The 19200-nt window shown below is 69.2% G+C and carries 14 protein-coding genes; 9 read left to right on the top strand and 5 right to left on the bottom strand.

Annotated elements, in window-relative coordinates; all coding sequences use genetic code 11:
* Nucleotides 1-93 precede the first annotated feature (93 nt).
* On the bottom strand, nt 94-3195 hold the full coding sequence (locus tag J7E45_RS11680) for a carbohydrate binding domain-containing protein (RefSeq protein ID WP_308162114.1): 3102 nt from the start codon (nt 3193-3195) through the stop codon (nt 94-96).
* Between the two features lie 564 nt (nt 3196-3759).
* Nucleotides 3760-5019 carry an FAD-binding protein gene (locus J7E45_RS11675; protein WP_215069336.1) on the bottom strand — a complete coding sequence of 420 codons (1260 nt, stop codon included), beginning with the start codon at nt 5017-5019 and terminating at the stop codon, nt 3760-3762.
* Between the two features lie 78 nt (nt 5020-5097).
* Between J7E45_RS11675 and J7E45_RS11670 the strand changes: the two genes are divergently transcribed.
* The 5 genes from J7E45_RS11670 to J7E45_RS11650 all read left to right on the top strand — a co-directional run bounded on the left by J7E45_RS11670 (nt 5098) and on the right by J7E45_RS11650 (nt 11023).
* Complete coding sequence (locus J7E45_RS11670; RefSeq protein ID WP_215069335.1) at nt 5098-6144, top strand: LacI family DNA-binding transcriptional regulator; 1047 nt, start codon at nt 5098-5100, stop codon at nt 6142-6144.
* A 96-nt stretch (nt 6145-6240) separates the two neighbouring features.
* Nucleotides 6241-7578 (top strand): extracellular solute-binding protein, encoded by a 1338-nt coding sequence (locus J7E45_RS11665; RefSeq protein ID WP_215069334.1) that lies wholly within the window; start codon nt 6241-6243, stop codon nt 7576-7578.
* Nucleotides 7575-8522 carry a carbohydrate ABC transporter permease gene (locus J7E45_RS11660; RefSeq protein WP_215069332.1) on the top strand — a complete coding sequence of 316 codons (948 nt, stop codon included), beginning with the start codon at nt 7575-7577 and terminating at the stop codon, nt 8520-8522. The genes J7E45_RS11665 and J7E45_RS11660 overlap by 4 nt, the downstream gene beginning before the upstream one ends.
* Nucleotides 8522-9448, top strand: a complete 927-nt coding sequence (locus J7E45_RS11655) for a carbohydrate ABC transporter permease (protein ID WP_105711679.1) — start codon at nt 8522-8524, stop codon at nt 9446-9448. The genes J7E45_RS11660 and J7E45_RS11655 overlap by 1 nt, the downstream gene beginning before the upstream one ends.
* A gap of 39 nt (nt 9449-9487) precedes the next feature.
* Nucleotides 9488-11023: an alpha-N-arabinofuranosidase gene (locus J7E45_RS11650; RefSeq protein ID WP_215069330.1), complete on the top strand. Its 1536-nt coding sequence runs from the start codon at nt 9488-9490 to the stop codon at nt 11021-11023.
* Between the two features lie 10 nt (nt 11024-11033).
* On the opposite strand, the gene J7E45_RS11645 is transcribed toward J7E45_RS11650, so the two are convergent.
* On the bottom strand, nt 11034-12038 hold the full coding sequence (locus J7E45_RS11645; RefSeq protein ID WP_215069327.1) for a LacI family DNA-binding transcriptional regulator: 1005 nt from the start codon (nt 12036-12038) through the stop codon (nt 11034-11036).
* Nucleotides 12039-12202: 164 nt separating this feature from the next.
* Between J7E45_RS11645 and J7E45_RS11640 the strand changes: the two genes are divergently transcribed.
* The 4 genes from J7E45_RS11640 to J7E45_RS11625 all read left to right on the top strand — a co-directional run bounded on the left by J7E45_RS11640 (nt 12203) and on the right by J7E45_RS11625 (nt 17652).
* Nucleotides 12203-13498: an extracellular solute-binding protein gene (locus J7E45_RS11640; protein WP_215069325.1), complete on the top strand. Its 1296-nt coding sequence runs from the start codon at nt 12203-12205 to the stop codon at nt 13496-13498.
* Entirely contained in the window at nt 13479-14417 is a 939-nt protein-coding gene (locus J7E45_RS11635) for a carbohydrate ABC transporter permease (RefSeq protein WP_251053630.1), read from the top strand. Before J7E45_RS11640 ends, J7E45_RS11635 begins: the two co-directional genes overlap by 20 nt.
* Complete coding sequence (locus tag J7E45_RS11630; RefSeq protein WP_029264402.1) at nt 14414-15304, top strand: carbohydrate ABC transporter permease; 891 nt, start codon at nt 14414-14416, stop codon at nt 15302-15304. The genes J7E45_RS11635 and J7E45_RS11630 overlap by 4 nt, the downstream gene beginning before the upstream one ends.
* Before the next feature lie 95 nt (nt 15305-15399).
* Complete coding sequence (locus tag J7E45_RS11625; protein WP_215069790.1) at nt 15400-17652, top strand: beta-glucosidase; 2253 nt, start codon at nt 15400-15402, stop codon at nt 17650-17652.
* Nucleotides 17653-17658: 6 nt separating this feature from the next.
* Here J7E45_RS11625 and J7E45_RS11620 read toward each other — a convergent pair whose 3' ends face one another.
* Together J7E45_RS11620 and J7E45_RS11615 are read right to left on the bottom strand one after the other, a co-directional pair.
* Entirely contained in the window at nt 17659-18285 is a 627-nt protein-coding gene (locus J7E45_RS11620; protein ID WP_215069323.1) for a DUF1684 domain-containing protein, read from the bottom strand.
* Nucleotides 18286-18294: 9 nt separating this feature from the next.
* A complete protein-coding gene (locus J7E45_RS11615; protein ID WP_215069320.1) occupies nt 18295-19137 on the bottom strand; it encodes a sugar nucleotide-binding protein in 843 nt (280 codons plus the stop codon).
* Nucleotides 19138-19200: the final 63 nt, after the last annotated feature.

Below are 19200 nucleotides of genomic sequence, written 5' to 3'. Positions count from 1 at the left end.
AGTGCGCGAAAGCCCGCCCCGTCCTGCTGCGGGGGCAGCAGGACGAGGCGGGCCGGGAGAGGCCGGTCACCGCCCGGAGGCGGCGACCTCACCTCATTCCGTCTCGGTCTCCATGACCGAACGGCCTCGACGACGCAGCATCCAGAAGGCGGATCCGAGCGCCAGCAGCAGCGCACCGATCCACGCCGCCGTCAGCGACGCACTCGCATCGCCACCGGTGTTCGCGAGGGAGCCGTCTGTACCTCCGGTTCCCCCACCGGTGGAGGGACCACCGTCGGTACCGCCGTCGGTGCCGCCGCCCGTGCTCTCCCTGGTGACCGTGAGCGGCAGCCGCGCGAGCTCCGTCTCACCGTCACGCAGCACGATGTGGTGCGCCCCCGCCGTCGTGTCCGCGGGGACCGTCACCGTCGCCTCGATCCGGCCATCCGCCGTCGTCGCGGTCGCGAGCGCACGGTAGGTGCTCTCGATACCGATCTCGACCTCGTCGGCCGTCACGCCGGTGGCGGTCACGGTGACCTTGCCACCCGCGGCGACCGTCGAGACCGACAGCTGTGCACTCAGCTCGGCGCCGGGGCTGTCGTCGATGGCGGTGAACGCCCAGTTGTCGACCTCGAACAGGTCGGTCTCGGCATCCGTGCCCTCGGCACCGGCGAAGACGAAGAACACGTCGTGCTCGCCCGTGGCACCGGTGACCTCGGCCTCGACCGTGGTCCACTCTCCGACCGTGCCGTCGACGGGGATCTCCGCCACGACGGGGCCGTCGACGTCGTCCAGACGCACCTGGATGCTGCTGCCGGCAACCAGCGGCTTCACCTTCGCGGACACCTTCTGTGCGCCGGAGCCGAAGTCGACACCGGAGATGCCGGAGAAGTCCCCGTCATCGACGCCCGAGAGCACCATGTTCCCTGAGCCGTTGTGCTCGGGGAACTCGACCGAGGCGGCATCCGTCTTGGTCGTGGTGATGCCCAGCTGCCAGGCCAGGGTCTCCGCCTCGAAGGTGCGGTACGGGTCGAAGCTCTCGACCTGCTCCACGCCGGCCTTGGTCCCGACGACCGGCTTGATGGTGCCGTCCGCGTTGAACTCGAGCTTGTCGATGTGCACCGAACGGTAGCCCTGCGTCGAGCCCGGAGTTCCGAGCGCTGCCGCCCACGCCGCCCCGCGCGTCTGCGCGTGGTAGGTGAAGTAGGTCTCGCCCTTGTACGTGAACGTGTCGGAGTGGTTGTTGCCGCCGTTGCCCGCTCCGAAGAACGTGCCCTGGTTCTGGAATGCCACACCCGCGTACTCCGAGGAGCCGAGCTTCATCGGGTCATCGGTCATCATGTAGGCGATCGCACCGCGCGACGGGTACAGCCCCGGCGCCTCGTTCACCTGGAAGTTCGACGAGTACGAGTAGTAGTACTTGCCGTCGCGCTTGAACATGCTCGAGGCTTCGAACATGCCGGGGGCGTCGATCTCGACCGGGTCGCCGTCGAGGGTGACCATGTCGTCCTGCAGCTTCACGACACGGGTCGACTTCGGGTTCTGCGGTCCCTGCACGTTCGGCGAGGTGCCGATCTGCGAGTTGCCGCCGAAGTACAGGTATCCCTGTCCGTCGTCGTCGATGAAGACCTCCGGGTCGAAGAGCCACATGCCTGCGGGGAAGCCGCCTTCGGCGATGTAGTCGCGCGACACCGTGTCGGGGATGATCTTCTTGCCCAGCGGGTCTTCCCAGGGGCCCAGGGGCGAGCCGCCGACGACGACTGCCGTGCCGGTTCCGCTGTCGCAGAAGTACAGGTAGACCTTGCCGTCCTTCTCGATCGCGGCCGGAGCCCAGGAGTTGCGCGCCCACGGGGCGGCACCGCCTTCGCGAGCGATCGGCACCGCGCCGTGATCGACCCAGTTGACCATGTCGGTCGTGGACATCACGTTGAGCCGGGTGATGCCGCCGTAGCCGTTCGACTGCGTCGGCAGACCGTTCTCGTCCTTGCTGTTCAGGTCGTACTGCTGGGTGTCATCGGTCGAGTAGATGTAGAGACGACCGTTGTAGACGAGGTGGTGCGGGTCGGCGCCGAACTTGTGCCCGACGAGCGGGTTGTGGTCGCCGATCGGCTTGGTCTGCACCTTCTCCAGGCTGGTGAAGGCGGGGACCTCCGGAGCATCCGCGATCTTGACGAGCGAGAGCTCGTCAACCGAGAAGTCCTGCAGGGCCTCGGAACCCCACGGAGTCTCCACGAACAACCAGCCCGCGGCGACGTGTTTGGCCTCTGCCGTGAACTCCTGCGAGAACGTGCCCCATTCACCCTTCGTGAAGGTGTGCCCGTAGTCGGCGCAGCCGTTGAAGTTCGTGGGGCAGAACGTGAAGTTGAACTGCTGGGTGGCGTTGCCTTCGTCGTACTTGAGCGTGCCGGTGAGCCGGTAGGAGGCGCCGAGCTCGATCTTGTCCGCGACGCTCGCGAACGGACCGGACTGGGTGTTCTCCCGGCCGGTGACCTTCAGAGAGTGCGCGCCGCTCGCTGCGTCGTCGCTGAGGCTCAGCGTGCCGCCGCGGGTGTTGGTCCAGCCCGTCAGGTCGGAGACGAACCGACCGTCCGGCAGGAGGTTGCCCGGCACCGCCGGCGGCTCGGTGACCGCGGGGGCCCCGTCGTCGGTCGTCAGCGAGACGTCGTCGATCACGAACGACTGCACGTCGGTGCTCCAGGGCGTCTCGACGAACATGATGTCGTAGTCGGCCGACAGCGGCGTGAACGTCTTCTCGACCGTGGACCACTCGCCCGCCGTCGCCGTGGTGGAGGCCACGACGTCGCAGCGGCTTCGCGTCGAGGTGCACAGCACGACGTTGAAGTTCTGGGTGGCACGGCCGGCATCGAACTTCAGCGAGAGCGAGAGGTCGTAGGACTGATCGGTCTTCAGCAGGCCGGTCACCGTGGCGGTGGGACCGGACTGGAAGCTGGAACGATCACCGATCGCGAGGGCCTTCGCACCGGTGCGAGCATCCGTGCTCGTACTCAGCGTGCCGCCCAGGGGAGCGGTCCATCCCGACACCCCGCTCTCGAAGGTGCCGTTCTCGATGATGTCCGTCGGCGCGGCGAAGGCCGCCACCGGCAGCCCCACGGCGGTCACCGACGAGGCGATGAGGGCGGCGACCCCCAGCAGCGCTGCGGGGCGCGATACGGATCGGCTGCGGTGCCGATCGGTGGATCTGGGACGTGATTTCACTGGTGTTCTCCTTGTGGATCGGTTCGCTCGAGGGCGCGCGGGCGCGCTCCGATGGCGGCCCCCTCACGGGAGGAGGCCGTCGAGGATGGTGACCTCAGGCGAAAGTGGTTGCGACCGAACGCCCGACGCGGTGGATCGCCACGAGACGGACTTCGGTCCCCTTATGGGGTCGATGGGTTCAGGGCGCACCGCCGCGGGCGCACCGGACACCGCGCACGCCGCTCCGCGAGTGGGGGTGCGTCGCGTCGCACGACGTCTGCAGGCGGGGAGGACCGGCGTCCTCCGGGTGCGCTCAGCGCGGCTGTCGGGGCTGCCTCTGCCGGGATCCGCGCGCCGGGCGACGGCGTGCAGCGCGATGCACGTGTCGGCAGAGATGGGGACCGGCGACGCTGTTCATGCACTCTCCTCGTTGAGAAGCCGGAGCCGCGCGCAGAGCAAGTCCGGCGGGCCCGGCGGGCCGTGTGTGATGATCACCACTGGCTCGATGTTACCGGTAACAGATTCCGGAACACAAGACTTCTTCCCCGATTGGTCGCCGATCCGGGATCCCGACCGCTGCCCCGCCTACAGTCCGAGGCGCTCCAGGTACGGGTTCACCAGACGGCGCTCCGGGTCGTAGCGGGCGGCGAGCGCGGCGAAGTCGTCCCACCGCGAATACCGCGAGCGCGTCTCGGCACCGTCGAGCGTGAACACCTTGCCCCAGTGCGGGCGGGCGGTCTCGGGCAGCGCGGCCTCGATCGTCGGGAGCAGGGCGCGAACCGCGGCTTCGTCGGGTTTCCAGGTGAAGTGCAGGCCGACGGCATCCGTCCCGTGCGACGAGCTGAGCCACAGGTCGTCCGCGCGCACGGTGCGGATCTCGTTCACGAGCAGCAGCGGCGCGATCTGCCCGGCGAGCGTGCGCACGGCCTGGATCGCGGCGACCGCATCCGCACGGGGCACGAGGTACTCGCTCTGGATCTCGGCGCCGGCCGACGGGGTGAACTCGAGCTTGAAGTGCGCCAGCCGCTCGAACCACGGACCGGAGACCCCGAGCTGCTCGGTGCACGCTGCCGGATCGACGCCGAGAATCGGATGCCGCTTGCTCACGGCGGGCACCGCGCCGAGCTTCTCGAACAACGATTCCCGCGCGGCCTCGCGCGCCTCGGGCTGACGCTGCTTCACCCAGATCTGGTCGACGAAGTCGGTGCGCTCCCAGGTCGAGAACAGGCTCACGCTGGTGCCGATCGAGGTCACGTCGTCGAAGTCGGCGAGCACGGCATCCCAGTCGGGCCGCTCGAACACGTGCTGGGCGACCTCGTACGTCGGCTCGACGTCGAGCGTCACGTCGAGCACGGCGCCGAGCGCGCCGAGGCTCACGACCGCACCGTCGAAGTCGGCGTCGCCGCGCTCGAGCGTGCGCGTTTCGCCCGACGGCGTGAGGATCGTCAGGCCGCGGACCGCACTCGCGAGCGAGCCGATCGCGTCACCGGAACCGTGCGTCCCGGTGGCGACCGCCCCGGCGATCGAGATGTGCGGCAGCGAGGCGAGGTTGGCGAGCGCGAGCCCCTCGGCCTCGAGCAGCGGTGCGATGTCGCCGTAGCGGGCCGCGCCTGCGACCTTCACCGCCGTGCGGTTCGTGTTCACCTCGAACACCGCGGGCAGCCGGTCGAGCGCGATGAGCACGCCCTCGGTGTCGGCGATGTCGTTGAAGCAGTGCCGCGAGCCGAGGAAGCGCACCGGTCCACCCTGGGCGAGCAGGGCACCGAGCTCGTCGACCGTCTCGGGGTGCGCGATCGTCGAGGCCCGGTACGTGAGGTTGCCTGCCCAGTTGCGTTCGGTGGTCATGGCGCCATGATAGCCAGGGCGGCGCCGACTACATCGATGTACAGCGTCCACTCCCGGCCTCGACGCTAGGCTGACCGGATGACAGCGCAGCCGCCGCCCCGCGCCACGATGAAGGATGTCGCGGCCCTCGCCGGGGTGTCGACGAAGACCGTCTCGAACGTGGTCACCGGCACGGTTCCGGTCAACGAGAGCACGCGGTCGAAGGTCGAGTCCGCCATGTCGCAGCTCGACTTCGTGCCCAACCTCAGCGCGAGGGGGCTGCGCAAGGGACGCTCCGGGATCATCGCCGTCGCCCTCCCCGATCTCGCCACCGCGTTCTCCGCCGAGCTCGTGCACCGCATCGTCGAGGCCGCCCACGAGCGGGGCCTCGCCGTGCAGATCGAGGAGACGGCATCCGAGCCCGAGCGCGAGAAAGAGCTCGTCTCCCGCGCACGGGCGCACCTGGTCGACGGCCTCATCCTGAACCCGATTCGCCTCGAGGACAGCGTGCTGAAGTACGCCGACCGCCTCCCCCCGCTCGTCGTGATCGGCGAGGTCGAGCAGAACCGCGCCGACCACGTGCGCATCGACAGCCGGCAGGCCGCCGCCGACGCCACCCGCCACGTGCTCTCCCGCGGCGCGACCCGGGTCGCGGTGGTCGGCGCCGACGACGATCCGTCGATCGCCACTGCCACCAGCCGTCTGCGCCTCGAGGGCGTGCACGACGCGCTGCGCGAAGCGGGCATCCCCCGGGATCCGGCCCTCGAGATCAACCGCCTCCCGTGGTCGATGGGCGGTGGGGCGGATGCCGTGCGCATGCTGCTCGACCGTCGAGTGCCCTTCGACGCGATCGTCGCGTTCACGGATTCACTCGCGCTCGGGGCCCTGCATGCGCTGCACGACAACGGCATCCGCGTGCCCGACGACGTGATCGTGACCGGTTTCGACGACGTCGAGTTCTCGCGGTACACCTCGCCGGCCCTGACATCGGTCGCGTTCGATCGACAGGCGTTCGCGATCGCGGCACTCGGTCTGCTCGAGTCGCGCATGGATGATCGCGCCGCTCCCCCGCGCGCGCTCACCCTCCCCCACCACCTGCTCGAGCGCGCCAGCACGCAGGGTCGCCCGCGCGGCTACCGTCCCTGACACCCGCGTGCACCCGGGCACTGATCTGATGCTTGCGCGGTCGATTACATCGATGTAATGATGAGGCGACCCCCGCACAGTCACGAAGGAGTGACGATGACACCCCCACTCGATCTGTCCCGTCGGCAGTTCCTCACTGCCGCCTCGCTCGCCGCCGGCACGGCTCTGCTCGCCGGTTGCGCGCCGGGCACGACACCCGGCTCCGGCCCGCAGACCCTGCAGTTCTGGCACCTGCTCTCCGGCGGTGACGGCGTGACGATGTCGTCGCTGCTCGATCAGGTCAACGGCGCACAGTCCGCTTTCCGCATCCGCCCGACCGTGCTCGCCTGGGGCACCCCGTACTACACGAAGCTCGCGATGGCGGGTGCCGGCGGCCGCGCCCCCGACGTCGCCATCATGCACGCGACGCGCACGGTCGGCTGGGCGCCCGGCGGCCTGCTCGACACCTGGGACCTCGACCGTCTCGCCGAGCTCGGCGTCGACAGCTCGAAATTCCCGAAGCCGATCTGGGAGAAGGGCTTCGTGGGCGACGACATGTACAGCGTGGCGCTCGACGCCCACCCCTTCGTGATGATGTTCAACACCGACGTGTGCGATGCCGCCGGCGTCCTCGACTCCGACGGCAAGCTGCAGGAGACGAGCTCGCCCGAGGAGTTCCTCGACCAGCTGCGCGCCGTGAGCGGCACCGCCTCCGGACACGCCCTCTCGTACGGCTACCTGGGCGACGGCGCGCAGATGTGGCGCCTGTTCTACACCTTCTACGCGCAGCACGGCGGCGCCATGGAACTGCCCGCCGGCGGCCCGGCCGTGATCGACAAAGACGTCGCGGTCGAATCGCTCACCCTCATGCAGACGCTGCTCGACGGCGAGATCGCGGCCGCCCAGAACGACTACGGCAGCGCCGTCGCCGAGTTCGCGACCGGGAAGAGCGGCATGCTCTTCACCGGAGTCTGGGAGCTGCGCACCATGCAGGCCGCCGGCATCCCCTTCGACGCGACCATGATCCCGACGCTCTACGGCACCCCGGCCGTGTACGCCGACTCGCACTCCTTCGTCCTTCCGCACCAGTCCAGTGCCGACCCCGTGCGGCGCGATCTCACCTACGAGTTCGTCGCCGACATGCTGAAGAACTCCTTCGGTTGGGCCGAGGCCGGCCACATCCCCGCGTTCCTCCCCGTGACCGAATCCCCCGAGTACGCCGACCTCATCCCGCAGGCGAACTACGCCGAGGCAGCGCAGCACGTCGTGTACGACCCGACCGCGTGGTTCACCGGCTCGGGCTCCAACTTCCAGGCCGAGTTCGGTGCCGCCGTCCAGAACGTGCTGCTCTCGGGCGACGACCCGGCGGCCGCGATCGACCGCTTCGAGGCACGGGTGAACACCCTGCTCCGACAGCCGAACCCGGCAGACCCCGAAGGGACGTTCGGATCATGACCTCCGCCACCGACTCCACCCGCACGATCGTCACCGGGTCGCGCACCACCCCGCGCGGTCGCCGCGCCGGCTCCCGCAACCGCGAGCAGCTCATCAGCTGGGTCTTCCTCGCACCGTTCCTCGTGGCCTTCGCGCTGTTCCTCGCCTGGCCGATCATCCACGGGCTCATCCTCAGCTTCACCGACCAGTCCCTCACCGGGGCCGGCGGCTCGTTCATCGGATTCGCCAACTACGCCGAGGCGTTCGTCGACCCGAAGATGTGGCAGTCGATGGGCAACACCGTCTGGTTCACGCTGCTCTCCACCGTGCCCCTCGTCGTGATCGCCCTCGCGATGGCGGCCCTCGTCGACCGCGGCATCCCCGGCCAGTGGCTCTGGCGTCTGTCGTTCTTCATGCCGTTCCTGCTCGCCTCCACCGTGATCTCGCAGATCTGGGTCTGGATCTTCAACCCCCAGGTGGGCGCGGCCAACAACATCTTGGAGTTCTTCGGTCTCGAGCCGCTTGCGTGGCTGCAGAACCCCGAGACGAACATGCTGTCGATCGTGATCGCCACCGTCTGGTGGACGGTCGGCTTCAACTTCCTGCTCTACCTCGCGGCCATGCAGAACATCCCGCCGCAGCAGTACGAGGCCGCCTCCCTCGACGGCGCCGGCGCCTGGCGCCAGTTCTGGTCGATCACGCTCCCGCAGCTGGGACCGGCGACGGTGCTCATCCTGATCCTGCAGATCCTCGCCTCGCTCAAGCTGTTCGACCAGGCGTACCAGATGCTCGGCGGGGTCGCGAGCGACACCACGCGCTCCATCGTGCAGTACATCTACGAGGCCGGTTTCGTCAGTTACCGGTTCGGCTACTCGGCCGCCATCTCCTACGTCTTCTTCGCTCTCATCGTCATCCTCGGCGTCGCGCAGGCCCTGATCACGCGCCGCCGGAAGGAGCAGTTCTGATGTCCACCGCCACCGCATCCCCCCTCGCCCCCACCGCAACCGAGACGATCACGACGGCGTCGTCGCGTCGCCCCCGGCGCTCGCACCTGCCCGGCCAGAAGCCGTTCGGGCCGCTCCGCATCACCGCGTTCGTCGTGCTGCTGCTGCTCGCGATCGGCTGGCTGCTGCCGTTCCTCTGGGCGGTCGCGACCGCGTTCAAGACCGAGACGGATGCCGCATCCGGCGACCCCGGCTGGATCGGCGCGAGCGGACCCACCATCGAGGCGTTCACCGCGATCCTCTCGCAGGGCAACGTCTACACCTGGGCGCTGAACAGCCTGCTCACCTCCGTGGCGATCACCGTGATCACCCTGGCGATCTCGGCACTCGCGGCCTACGCCTTCTCGCGCCTGGACTTCACCGGCCGCAAGTGGCTGTTCGTGGTGATCATCGCCTCGATCGTCGTGCCGCCGCAGGTGCTGATCATCCCCCTGTTCTACGAGATGCTCGCGTTCAACATGGTCGACACCTACTGGGGTCTGATCCTGCCGCAGGTCGTGGCCCCGGCGATGGTGTTCATCCTCAAGCGGTTCTTCGACGCCATCCCGATCGAGCTGGAAGACGCGGCACGGGTCGACGGCGCCGGCCGATTCCGGATCTTCTGGTCGATCGTGCTGCCGCTCTCCCGACCGATCATGGCCTCGGTCGCGATCTTCGTGTTCATCAGCGCGTGGAACAACTTCCTCTGGCCGTTCCTGGTCATCAACGACACCACGCTGATGACGCTGCCGGTCGGACTGCAGACCGTGATCAGCGCCTACGGCGTGCAGTACGCCCAGGTGATGGCACAGGCCGTGCTCGCGGCGCTGCCGCTCATCATCGTGTTCATGATCTTCCAGAAGCAGATCGTCAAGGGAGTCGCGACAAGCGGCTTCGGCGGTCAGTAGTCCCCCACCCGGCTCGAGAGCCAGAAATCTAGGAGAGCAATGTCTCAGGCCCGCATCACCATCGACCGCGACTTCACGATCGCCGACGTCCCCCGGAGGCTCTTCGGGTCGTTCGTCGAGCACATGGGGCGCTGCGTCTACACCGGCATCTACGAGCCGGGGCATCCGCAGGCCGACGCACGCGGCTTCCGTCAGGACGTGCTGGCCCTGGTGAAGGAGATGGGACCGACCGTGGTCCGCTACCCCGGCGGCAACTTCGTCTCGGGCTACCGCTGGGAAGACGGCGTCGGCCCGGTCGAGGACCGGCCCGTGCGCATCGACGGCGCCTGGCACACGATCGAGACCAACGCCTTCGGCCTGCACGAGTTCATGGACTGGGCGAAGGAGGCGGACGTCGAGGTGATGGAGGCCGTCAACCTCGGCACCCGCGGCGTCGAGGAGGCGCGCGCGCTCGTCGAGTACGCCAACCACCCCGGCGGCACGTACTGGTCGGACCTGCGCCGCAAGAACGGCGCCGAGCAGCCCTTCGACATCAAGCTGTGGTGCCTGGGCAACGAGCTCGACGGCCCCTGGCAGATCGGCGGCAAGACCGCGACCGAATACGGGCGGCTCGCCCAGGAGTCCGCCAAGGCGATGCGCCTGGTCGACCCCTCGATCGAGCTGGTCGCGGTCGGGTCGTCGGGGCGGACGATGCCGACGTTCGGCACCTGGGAGCACACGGTGCTCACGCACGCCTACGACGAGGTCGACTTCATCTCGATGCACGCGTACTACCAGGAGCACGACGGCGACGCCGAGTCGTTCCTCGCCGAGTCCGTCGACATGGATGCATTCATCGAGGGCGTCATCGCCACGATCGACGCGGTCAAGGCGTCCGGCAAGCACACGAAGCAGGTCGACATCTCGTTCGACGAGTGGAACGTGTGGGACCAGGTGAAGTACAACGACGTCGAGGCCAAGGAGATCGAGAAGGCCGGGTGGCGCCAGCATCCGCGACTCATCGAAGACACCTACTCGGTGACGGATGCCGTCGTGGTCGGCACGCTGCTGAACAGCCTGCTGCGCCACGGCGACCGAGTGAAGATCGCCAACCAGGCGCAGCTCGTGAACGTGATCGCCCCGATCCGCTCGGAGGAGAACGGTCCGGCCTGGCGGCAGACGAGCTTCTGGCCGTTCGAGCGGATGGCGCGGCTCGCGAAGGGCCGCATCCTGCGCCTCGCGGTGTCGGCTCCGCAGATCGAGACGAAGCGCTACGGCGGGGTCGACGCTGTCGACGCGGCGGCGACCTGGGACGAGGCGACCGGTCGTGTGGTCGTGTTCGTCGCGAACCGCTCACTCGACGAGTCGAGCGATCTGACGATCGACCTGCACGGACTCGGCGACCTGCGCGTGGTGACCGCCGAGACCCTGACCATCCCCGAGGGTGGCGACCGCCACACGTCGAACCTCGAGACCACGCCCGACAGCGTGCACATGGTGCCGCTCGGGGCTGCCGAGGTCGTCGACGGCGCCGTGCGCGCGACGCTGCCGCCGCTGTCGTGGTCGGTCATCGAGCTCGACGTCGCTCGGGCCTGACGTCCGTCGTTTACGTGCGGGCGAGCGCCGCGGTGGTCGCCCGCACGACCAGCCTCGTCGGCAAGGTCACGTGCATCTCCTCGACGGGCTGCCCGGCGAGGAGGGCGAAGACCATCTCGGCCGCCACCGACCCCAGGCGTCGCATCGGCTGCTGGATCGTGGTGAGCGGCAACGCGCGGCGGGAGGCCTCCGGCACATCGTCGAACCCGACCACCGAGAGGTCTTCCGGCACCCGGAGCCCGAGCTCGTGCGCGACCTCGATCACCGCGATGGCCGAGAGGTCGTTCGCGGCGAATACGGCCGTGGGCCGGGAGGGTCCGGCCAGCAGGATCCGCGCCGAATCCCTCGTGGCCTCGAGCTCGTAGCGTCCGGAGCGGATCAGGTCGGGATCCACCGGGATGCCGGCGTCGCTCAGCGCGCGTCGATACCCGGCATCGCGCAGGCCCGCGGACCGCAGATCGGGGCGCCCGCCCAGGAAGCTGATCCGGCGGTGCCCGAGGTCGAGCAGGTGCCGGGTCGCCGTCAGCGCGCCGCCGAAGCTGTCCGACTCGACGGTCGGCAGGTCGGCGCGGCCGGTGTGCGGGTCGATCGCGACGACGGGGATCTCGGTCGACGCGCCGACGACCGTGGGGGTGACCATGATCGCGGCGTCGATGAGGGTGCCGGAGAGCCGGCTGAGTGACCGCCGCTCCCACCCTTCACCCTGTCCGTGCCGCGAACCGCTGTACGCCAGCAGGTCGAAGGCGGTGTCGTGCACGGCCGCACCGACGCCCTTGAGGATCTCGGCGCTGAAGGGCTCAAAGTCGGCCAGGAGCACCCCGATCACACCGGTGCGCCTGGCGCGCATGCTGCTGGCCACCAGGCTCGATTCGTAACCGAGCTCCTGCACTACGTCGAGCACGCGCCGGACCGTCGCATCCGCTATCCCGTAGCGCCCGTTCACCGCCTTCGACACGGTCGACACCGAGACGCCGGCGGCCTTCGCGACGTCGTGGATCGTGGTTCTCCCGCTCATGGTCGCCCAGCGTATCCGGGGATGCGGCCTCGATGGAAACTGTTTTCGAAAACGTTTGACGACTCCCTCGAACGACAGCAGACTGCAACGCGACGCGGTCACACCCCCTGATGCCGCGGCGCCTGCAGAGACGCGGCGCAACTCTCGATGAGGAGAACCATCACATGAACAGCACACGGCGTTCCTTGATCTCCGCGGCCGCGATAGCCGCCGTCGGAACTCTCGCACTCAGCGGGTGCACGGCCAGCACCCCCGACGGCGGAGGTGGCGGCGACGCCGCCATGACCCTCTGGCACAACTCCACCACCGGACCGGGCGTGGAGTTCTGGGAGCAGACCGTCGCCGACTTCGAGAAGGAGAACCCCGGGGTCACGATCGAGATCCAGTCGGTCCAGAACGAAGACCTCGACGGCAAGCTCCAGACCGCGCTCAACTCCGGCGATGCTCCCGACATCTTCCTGCAGCGCGGTGGCGGAAAGATGGCCGCGATGGTCAAGGCCGGCCAGCTCAAGGACCTGACCGACTCGATCAGCGGTGGCGCTGCGGAGGAGATCTCCGACGCCGCCTACTCGGCCAGCAGCCTGGACGACAAGATCTACGCGATGCCGGTGGCCGTGCTCCCCGGCGGACTCTTCTACAGCCAGGACCTGTTCGACGAGGCCGGCATCACCGAGAACCCCACCACGATGGACGAGCTCGAAGCCGCGACCGAGAAGCTCAAGGCCGCCGGCATCGACCCGGTCGCCCTCGGCGCGAAGGACGCCTGGCCCGCAGCCCACTGGTACTACTGGCTGGCGCTGCGCGAGTGCAGTGCCGAGACGCTCGCGAAGGCCGCCGACGAGATGAACTTCGACGACGACTGCTGGGTGCGCGCGGGCGAAGACCTGCAGGCGTTCGCGGCCACCGAGCCGTTCAACTCCGGCTTCCTCACCACCACCGCCCAGCAGGGCGCGGGCAGCTCGGCCGGGCTCATCGCCAACCACCAGGCCGGCATGGAGCTCATGGGCGCGTGGAACCCCGGCGTCATCGGATCGCTCACGCCCGACCAGAAGCCGCTGCCCGACCTGTCGTGGTTCCCGTTCCCCGAGGTCGAGGGCGGCGACGGAGAGGCCGGCTCGATGATGGGCGGCGTCGACGGATACTCGTGCTCGGTGGATGCGCCCGACGCCTGCGTCGACTTCCTCAACTACCTCGGCACGTCCGACGTGCAGACCGCCTACTACAAGGCGTTCAACGCCCCGCCGGTCAACACCGTGGCGCAGGAGGCCGTGACCGAGCAGTACCTGAAGGACATCCTCGCGGCCTACAACGCGGCGCCGTACGCGACGCAGTGGCTCGACACGGTCTACGGACAGAACGTGGGCAACGCGCTCAACGTCGCCGTGGTCAACATGCTCGCCGGTCAAGGAACCCCGGAGGACATCGTCAAGGCCGTCCAGGATGCCGCAGCCAAGGCATAAGGCGGCCGCCCGGCTGGAAGTGATCCTTCTGGCCGGGCCCGCCCTCCTGGTCTTCCTCGCCTTCGTCATCTTCCCGGTGCTGATGGCGGGCTACTACGGCTTCTTCAGCTGGCAGGGCTACGGCCCGCCCACCGACTTCGTCGGGTTGAAGAACTATCTGACGATCCTGCAGGATCCGCTGTTCCACGACGCGCTGGCCCACAACGGATTCATCCTCGTGTTCTCGCTCATCCTGCAGGGGCCGGCAGCGATCCTCCTCGCGCTCCTGCTCAACCGGCGGATGCGCGGCCGGTCGCTGATCCGCGTGCTGATCTTCATCCCCTACGTGATCTCCGAGGTCGTGGTGGGCACGGGCTGGAGCCTGATGCTGCAGACCAGCGGCGCGTTCAACGACCTGCTGGAGAAGATGGGCCTCGGGTTCCTCGCGAACGACTGGCTGTCGAACCCCGACATCGCGATCTGGACGCTGATGGTGATCATCACCTGGAAGTACGTCGGGTTCGCGGTGATCCTGTTCCTCGCGGGGCTCCAGGGCATTCCGGAGGAGCTGCACGAGGCGGCCTCGATCGACGGCGCCTCGTACTGGCAGATCCAGTGGCGCATCACGCTGCCGCTGCTCGCGCCGACACTGCGCATCTGGGCGTTCCTGTCGATCATCGGCTCGCTGCAGCTGTTCGACCTGGTCTACATCATCTGGGGGCAGTACATCGCCTCCACCGCCGGCACCTCGACCATGGCGACCTACATGGTCTCCGAGGGTCGCAACGCCGGCAACTTCGGGTACGGCAACGCGGTCGCGGTCGTCCTGTTCCTGATCTCGCTCGTCGTGGCGCTGATCTACCAGCGCGCGGTGCTGCGTCGCGACACGGACGGCGCCCTGACCGGCGCCCCTGCACGGAAGAAGAGGACGACGCGATGACCGCCACCTCGGTACTCGTCACCCAGCGACCCGGACGCGCCGGGCGCCCCGGACGCGCCCCGCGCCCGCGGCCACCCTGGGCCAACCCGACCGTGTACTTCGTCGCGCTGATCGTCGTCGGGCTCATGCTCGCCCCGATCGCGTACATCATCATCGGCGGATTCCGCACGAACGCGCAGATCACGACCGACCCGTCGGGGATGCCGCAGCCGTGGGTGTTCTCGAACTACTTCGACGTCATCACCGGTGGCGTGTTCTGGCGGCAGGTGCTCAACTCCACCATCGTCGCCCTCGCCACCACGATCGGCGTCGTCGCGCTCGGACTGATGGCCGCGTACGTGCTCGCCCGCTACCGGTTCGCCGGACGCGGAGTGCTCTACGCGTTCTTCGCCGCGGGGCTCATGTTCCCGCTGACGGTCGCGATCACCCCGCTGTACATCGTGGTGCGCAGCCTCGGGCTGATGAACTCGCTCGGCGGGGTCATCCTGCCGCAGATCGCCTTCGCCCTGCCGACGACGATCATCATCCTGGTCCCGTTCCTGCGCGCGATCCCCGACGAGATCCAGGAGGCGGCGTTCATCGACGGATGCAGCCGGATCGGCTTCTTCTGGCGCATGGTGCTGCCACTCTCGATCCCCGGCGTGATCACCACCGGGATCCTCGCGTTCATCGGCAGCTGGAACGGCTATCTCCTGCCGCTGTTCGTGCTCAACGATGCGGCGGCGTTCACCCTGCCGCTCGGCGTGCAGTCGTTCGCCTCGCAATACTCGGTCGACACCGCGAAGGTCCTCGCCTTCACCTCGCTGTCGATGATCCCCGCCCTGATCTTCTTCAGCCTGTTCGAGCGCCGCATCGTCGGCGGACTGACCGGCGCGGTCAAGGGCTGACGATGTCGACGCAGACCCCACAGAAAGAGACGCACGTGCTCGCTCCCACACCCCGCCCCCGATTCTCCGCGCGCGTCGAGGGCCTCCTCGAGCAGATGACGCTCGAGGAGAAGCAGGCGCAGCTCGTCGGCTTCTGGGTGGATCAGGGAGACGAGCTCGTCGCCCCGATGGCCGGCGAGAAGAAGACCTCGACCCGGTACGAGGATGCGACGGCGCACGGCATCGGCCACCTGACACGTGTGTACGGCACGCGCCCGGTCGATCCGATCGAGCGCGCGCAGTGGCTGTGGGGTGAGCAGGCACGGCTGCAGCGCGAGACCCGGCTGGGCATCCCTGCCCTCGTGCACGAGGAGTGCTTGACCGGCCTGGCCGCCTGGCAGGCGGCGACCTTCCCGACCCCGCTCGCGTGGGGCGCATCCTTCGATCCCGAGCTGGTCGAGGAGGTGGGGCGGGCGATCGGATCGTCGATGCGGACACTCGGCATCCATCAAGGACTCGCTCCCGTGCTCGACGTGATCCGCGATCCGCGCTGGGGGCGCGTCGACGAGTGCATCGCCGAGGACCCGCTGCTCGTGGGAACCGTCGGCACCGCCTACGTCCGCGGCCTGCAGTCGGAGGGCGTGCACGCCACCCTCAAGCACTTCGTCGGATACTCGGCGTCGACCGCGGGCCGCAACCACGCGCCGGTGCACGCCGGGCGGCGCGAGATCGAGGACGTGCTGCTCCCGCCGTTCGAGATGGCCGTGCGCGAGGGCGGGGTGCGCAGCGTCATGAACTCGTACACCGACATCGACGGGGTGCCGGTGGCCGCTGATCCGTACTACCTCGACGAGGTGCTGCGCGGACGCTGGGGGTTCGACGGGGTGGTCGTGTCGGACTACTTCGCCGTGGACTTCCTGCAGAGCATGCATCACGTCGCGGCCGACTCCGCGCAGGCCGCCGCGCTGGCGATCACCGCCGGGATCGACGTGGAGCTCCCCTCCCCGGACGCGTTCACGACTCTCGCCGCACAGGTGCGCGACGGGTCGCTGGAGCAGAGCATCCTGGACCGGGCGGTCGGACGCGTCCTGGCGCAGAAAGAGGAGCTGGGACTGCTGGATGCCGACTTCACGGTCGCGCCCGACGCGATCGACCTGGATTCCCCCGAGCATCGCGCACTCGCCCGCCGCCTCGCGGAGGAGTCGATCGTGCTGCTGAGCAACGACGGCATGCTGCCGCTGGATGCCGCCGGTGCGCCGCGGATCGCCGTGATCGGACCGAACGCCGACAGCGCGGAGGCGCTCATGGGGTGCTACTCGTTCGTGAACCACGTACTGGCGCATCACCCCGAGGTGCCCGCCGGCATCGCCCTGCCGAGCGTGCTCGACGGACTCCGTGCCGAGCTCCCCGCAGCCACGATCACCCATGTCGTCGGCGGCGAGGTCGAGGGCGAGGACCGCAGCGGGTTCCCGGCCGCGGTCTCCGCCGCCGACGAGGCCGACGTGGCGATCGTCGTGGTCGGCGACCGCGCTGGACTGTTCGGGCGCGGCACGGTCGGCGAGGGCAACGACGTCGACTCGCTGGAACTCCCCGGGGTGCAGCGCGCCCTGGTCGAGGCCGTCGTCGCGACCGGCACCCCGGTGGTCATCGTCGCGCTCACCGGTCGCCCGTATGCGCTGGACTGGGCGCTGCCGCATCGGGAGTCGGGGGCCGGCCTGACCGCCGGTCTCGGTTCGGTGAACTCCCCTGCTCCGTCCGGCTCCGCCACCGCCGAGAAGCGCCTGGTCCCGGCGGCCGTGCTGCAGGCCTTCTTCCCCGGCGAAGAAGGGGGCCCGGCCGTCGCGGCGGTGTTGAGCGGGGCCGTCGCCCCGTCGGGACGGCTCCCCGTGTCGCTGCCGCGGTCCGCGGGCGTGCAGCCGTATTCGTACCTGCATCCTGCCCTCGGCGGACGCACGGATGTGTCGAGCGTCGATCCGTCGCCGGCGCGGCCGTTCGGGTTCGGACTCGGCTACACGACCTTCGCGCACGAGCAGCTGACCGCCGACGCGACGGTCGGTGCGGGCGCGGAGTTCCGGGCGTCGGTGCTCGTGCGCAACTCCGGCTCCCGCGCGGGCACCGACGTCGTGCAGCTGTATGCGCACGACGAGGTCGCGAGCGTGGCCCGCCCGGTCGCGCAGTTGATCGGGTTCCAGCGGGTCGCGCTGGAAGCGGGCGCGGAGCAGCGCGTGGAGTTCACGGTTCCCACAGAGCGTCTCGCATTCACGGGCGTCGACGGTGTGCGGAGGGTGGAACCGGGGCGGATCCGGCTGTGGGTCGGGGCCGCCTGTGACGACGAGGAGACCTCGACCGCGATTGAGATCGTCGACTGAGAGCTCTCAGTACATCTCCCCGACGGGAACTGGAACGGCGAGCACGTTGCCCGGCTGCGCGAGCGGGCACGCCCACGCCGGGTCGTAGGCGCAGGACGGGTTGTAGGCGAAGTTGAAGTCGAGCACGATCGTGCCGCCTGCGGCATCCGATCCCAGGTCGGCGCCCTTGATCGTGTCGATCAGGTAGCGGCCGCCGCCGTACGTTCCACCCTCCCGTCCGGCGAGCGCGTCGCGCACCGGGATGAACAGACCGCCGCCGTAGGTGGTGAGCCGCCAGACGTCGAGCGATCCGGCATCGGGGATCTCGACCCGGCCGATGCGCTCGAACGGCACGACGCCGTCGGTCCCGGTCGCGAAGTCGAAGCCGCCGGGGTCGGCGGGCAGGATCGGCAGCTCGAAGCGCCAGTCGGGATCGTACGAGGCGAGGGGCAGACCCTCGAACAGCGGCCGGTCCTCCGGCAGCAGCGGCGTCGCGGGGTGATGGAGCATCAGCTCGTCCCGCTCCATCCGCCACAGCTCGTGGGCGTCTTCGGGAGAGTCGGCGAGACGCACGGCGTCGTACAGGGCGAAGACCCGGCGGCGCCAGTCGGCGACTTCGAGGGCGGTGCGGGCGCTCGTGCGGGTGCTCGTCATGCGTCCAGGCTACGGGCCGGGCAGCGGGTGCGAGGCGGATCCGGCGATCATCTCGGCGTACCCCTCTTCGTAGGTGGGGTAGTCGAGACGCCCGAGCAGCGAGTGGAGCAGCGACCCGTCGTACACGAACCCGCGGGGGGCGTCGGATGCCTCGTCGGGTGGAACTTCGACGCCCAGCTCCCCGGCAATGAAGCGGACGACGTCGCCGAGAGGTGCCGGTCGTTCGTCGACCGCGTGCACCAGCCGTGGCGCATCGTCGGTGCGCAGGAGCAGGTCGAGCGTGCGCACGAGGTCGGTCTCGTGGATGCGGTTCGTGAGCCGGGAGTGGTCGACCGCCGCGCCCTCGCGGACCTTGCGCAGCAGGAACTCGCGACCGGGACCGTAGATCCCCGCCGGGCGCACGACCACGGCGTCGAACAGTTCGGCCGCCGCCCGCTCGCCGTCACGGAGCCCCCGCGAGCGCTCGGTCTCCGCCGCGGGCTCATCCTGCTCGGTGAGAGGACGGTCGGCCGTGAAGGCGCTCCCTTCGAAGACACCGGTCGACGACACGAACACGGTGCGGGCGGGCAGCGCCGGCAGGGCATCCCGAAGGTGTCCGAGTGCCGTGCGATAGGAGTGTTCCGCAGCGCCCGGCGGCAACGTGATCACGATCGCGTCGACGGCGGGCAGCGGCGTCGTGAGCGGCTGGGAGAGATCAGCGCGGATGCCGACCACGCCGGCGGGCAGCTCCCCGTCACTCCGCCGCAACGCGAAGACCTCACCGCCATCGGAGAGAAGCCGGGGCGCGAGGCGCGCGCCGAGCTTGCCGAATCCGACCAGGAGTGTGCGCCGCGGCGCCGGGGTGGTTTCCATCGGTCCCAGGCTCCCACAGGTCCCGCACACGCAAGAAGCGCCGCACCCTCCGAAGAGGATGCG

Origin of the sequence: Microbacterium sp. ISL-59, from assembly GCF_018613945.1 — a bacterium.
GTDB classification, from domain to species: domain Bacteria; phylum Actinomycetota; class Actinomycetes; order Actinomycetales; family Microbacteriaceae; genus Microbacterium; species Microbacterium oxydans_B.
This window is presented reverse-complemented; position numbering and strand designations above follow the sequence as displayed.

Bases quoted from the DNA above. Each gene is read 5' to 3' on its own strand.
- J7E45_RS11645 (WP_215069327.1), bottom strand. From the start codon at position 12,038: ATGAGCGGGAGAACCACGATCCACGACGTCGCGAAGGCCGCCGGCGTC.
- J7E45_RS11655 (WP_105711679.1), top strand. From the start codon at position 8,522: ATGTCCACCGCCACCGCATCCCCCCTCGCCCCCACCGCAACCGAGACG.
- J7E45_RS11625 (WP_215069790.1), top strand. From the start codon at position 15,400: ATGACGCTCGAGGAGAAGCAGGCGCAGCTCGTCGGCTTCTGGGTGGAT.
- J7E45_RS11630 (WP_029264402.1), top strand. From the start codon at position 14,414: ATGACCGCCACCTCGGTACTCGTCACCCAGCGACCCGGACGCGCCGGG.
- J7E45_RS11665 (WP_215069334.1), top strand. From the start codon at position 6,241: ATGACACCCCCACTCGATCTGTCCCGTCGGCAGTTCCTCACTGCCGCC.
- J7E45_RS11660 (WP_215069332.1), top strand. From the start codon at position 7,575: ATGACCTCCGCCACCGACTCCACCCGCACGATCGTCACCGGGTCGCGC.
- J7E45_RS11620 (WP_215069323.1), bottom strand. From the start codon at position 18,285: ATGACGAGCACCCGCACGAGCGCCCGCACCGCCCTCGAAGTCGCCGAC.
- J7E45_RS11615 (WP_215069320.1), bottom strand. From the start codon at position 19,137: ATGGAAACCACCCCGGCGCCGCGGCGCACACTCCTGGTCGGATTCGGC.
- J7E45_RS11640 (WP_215069325.1), top strand. From the start codon at position 12,203: ATGAACAGCACACGGCGTTCCTTGATCTCCGCGGCCGCGATAGCCGCC.
- J7E45_RS11635 (WP_251053630.1), top strand. From the start codon at position 13,479: ATGCCGCAGCCAAGGCATAAGGCGGCCGCCCGGCTGGAAGTGATCCTT.
- J7E45_RS11650 (WP_215069330.1), top strand. From the start codon at position 9,488: ATGTCTCAGGCCCGCATCACCATCGACCGCGACTTCACGATCGCCGAC.
- J7E45_RS11675 (WP_215069336.1), bottom strand. From the start codon at position 5,019: ATGACCACCGAACGCAACTGGGCAGGCAACCTCACGTACCGGGCCTCG.
- J7E45_RS11670 (WP_215069335.1), top strand. From the start codon at position 5,098: ATGACAGCGCAGCCGCCGCCCCGCGCCACGATGAAGGATGTCGCGGCC.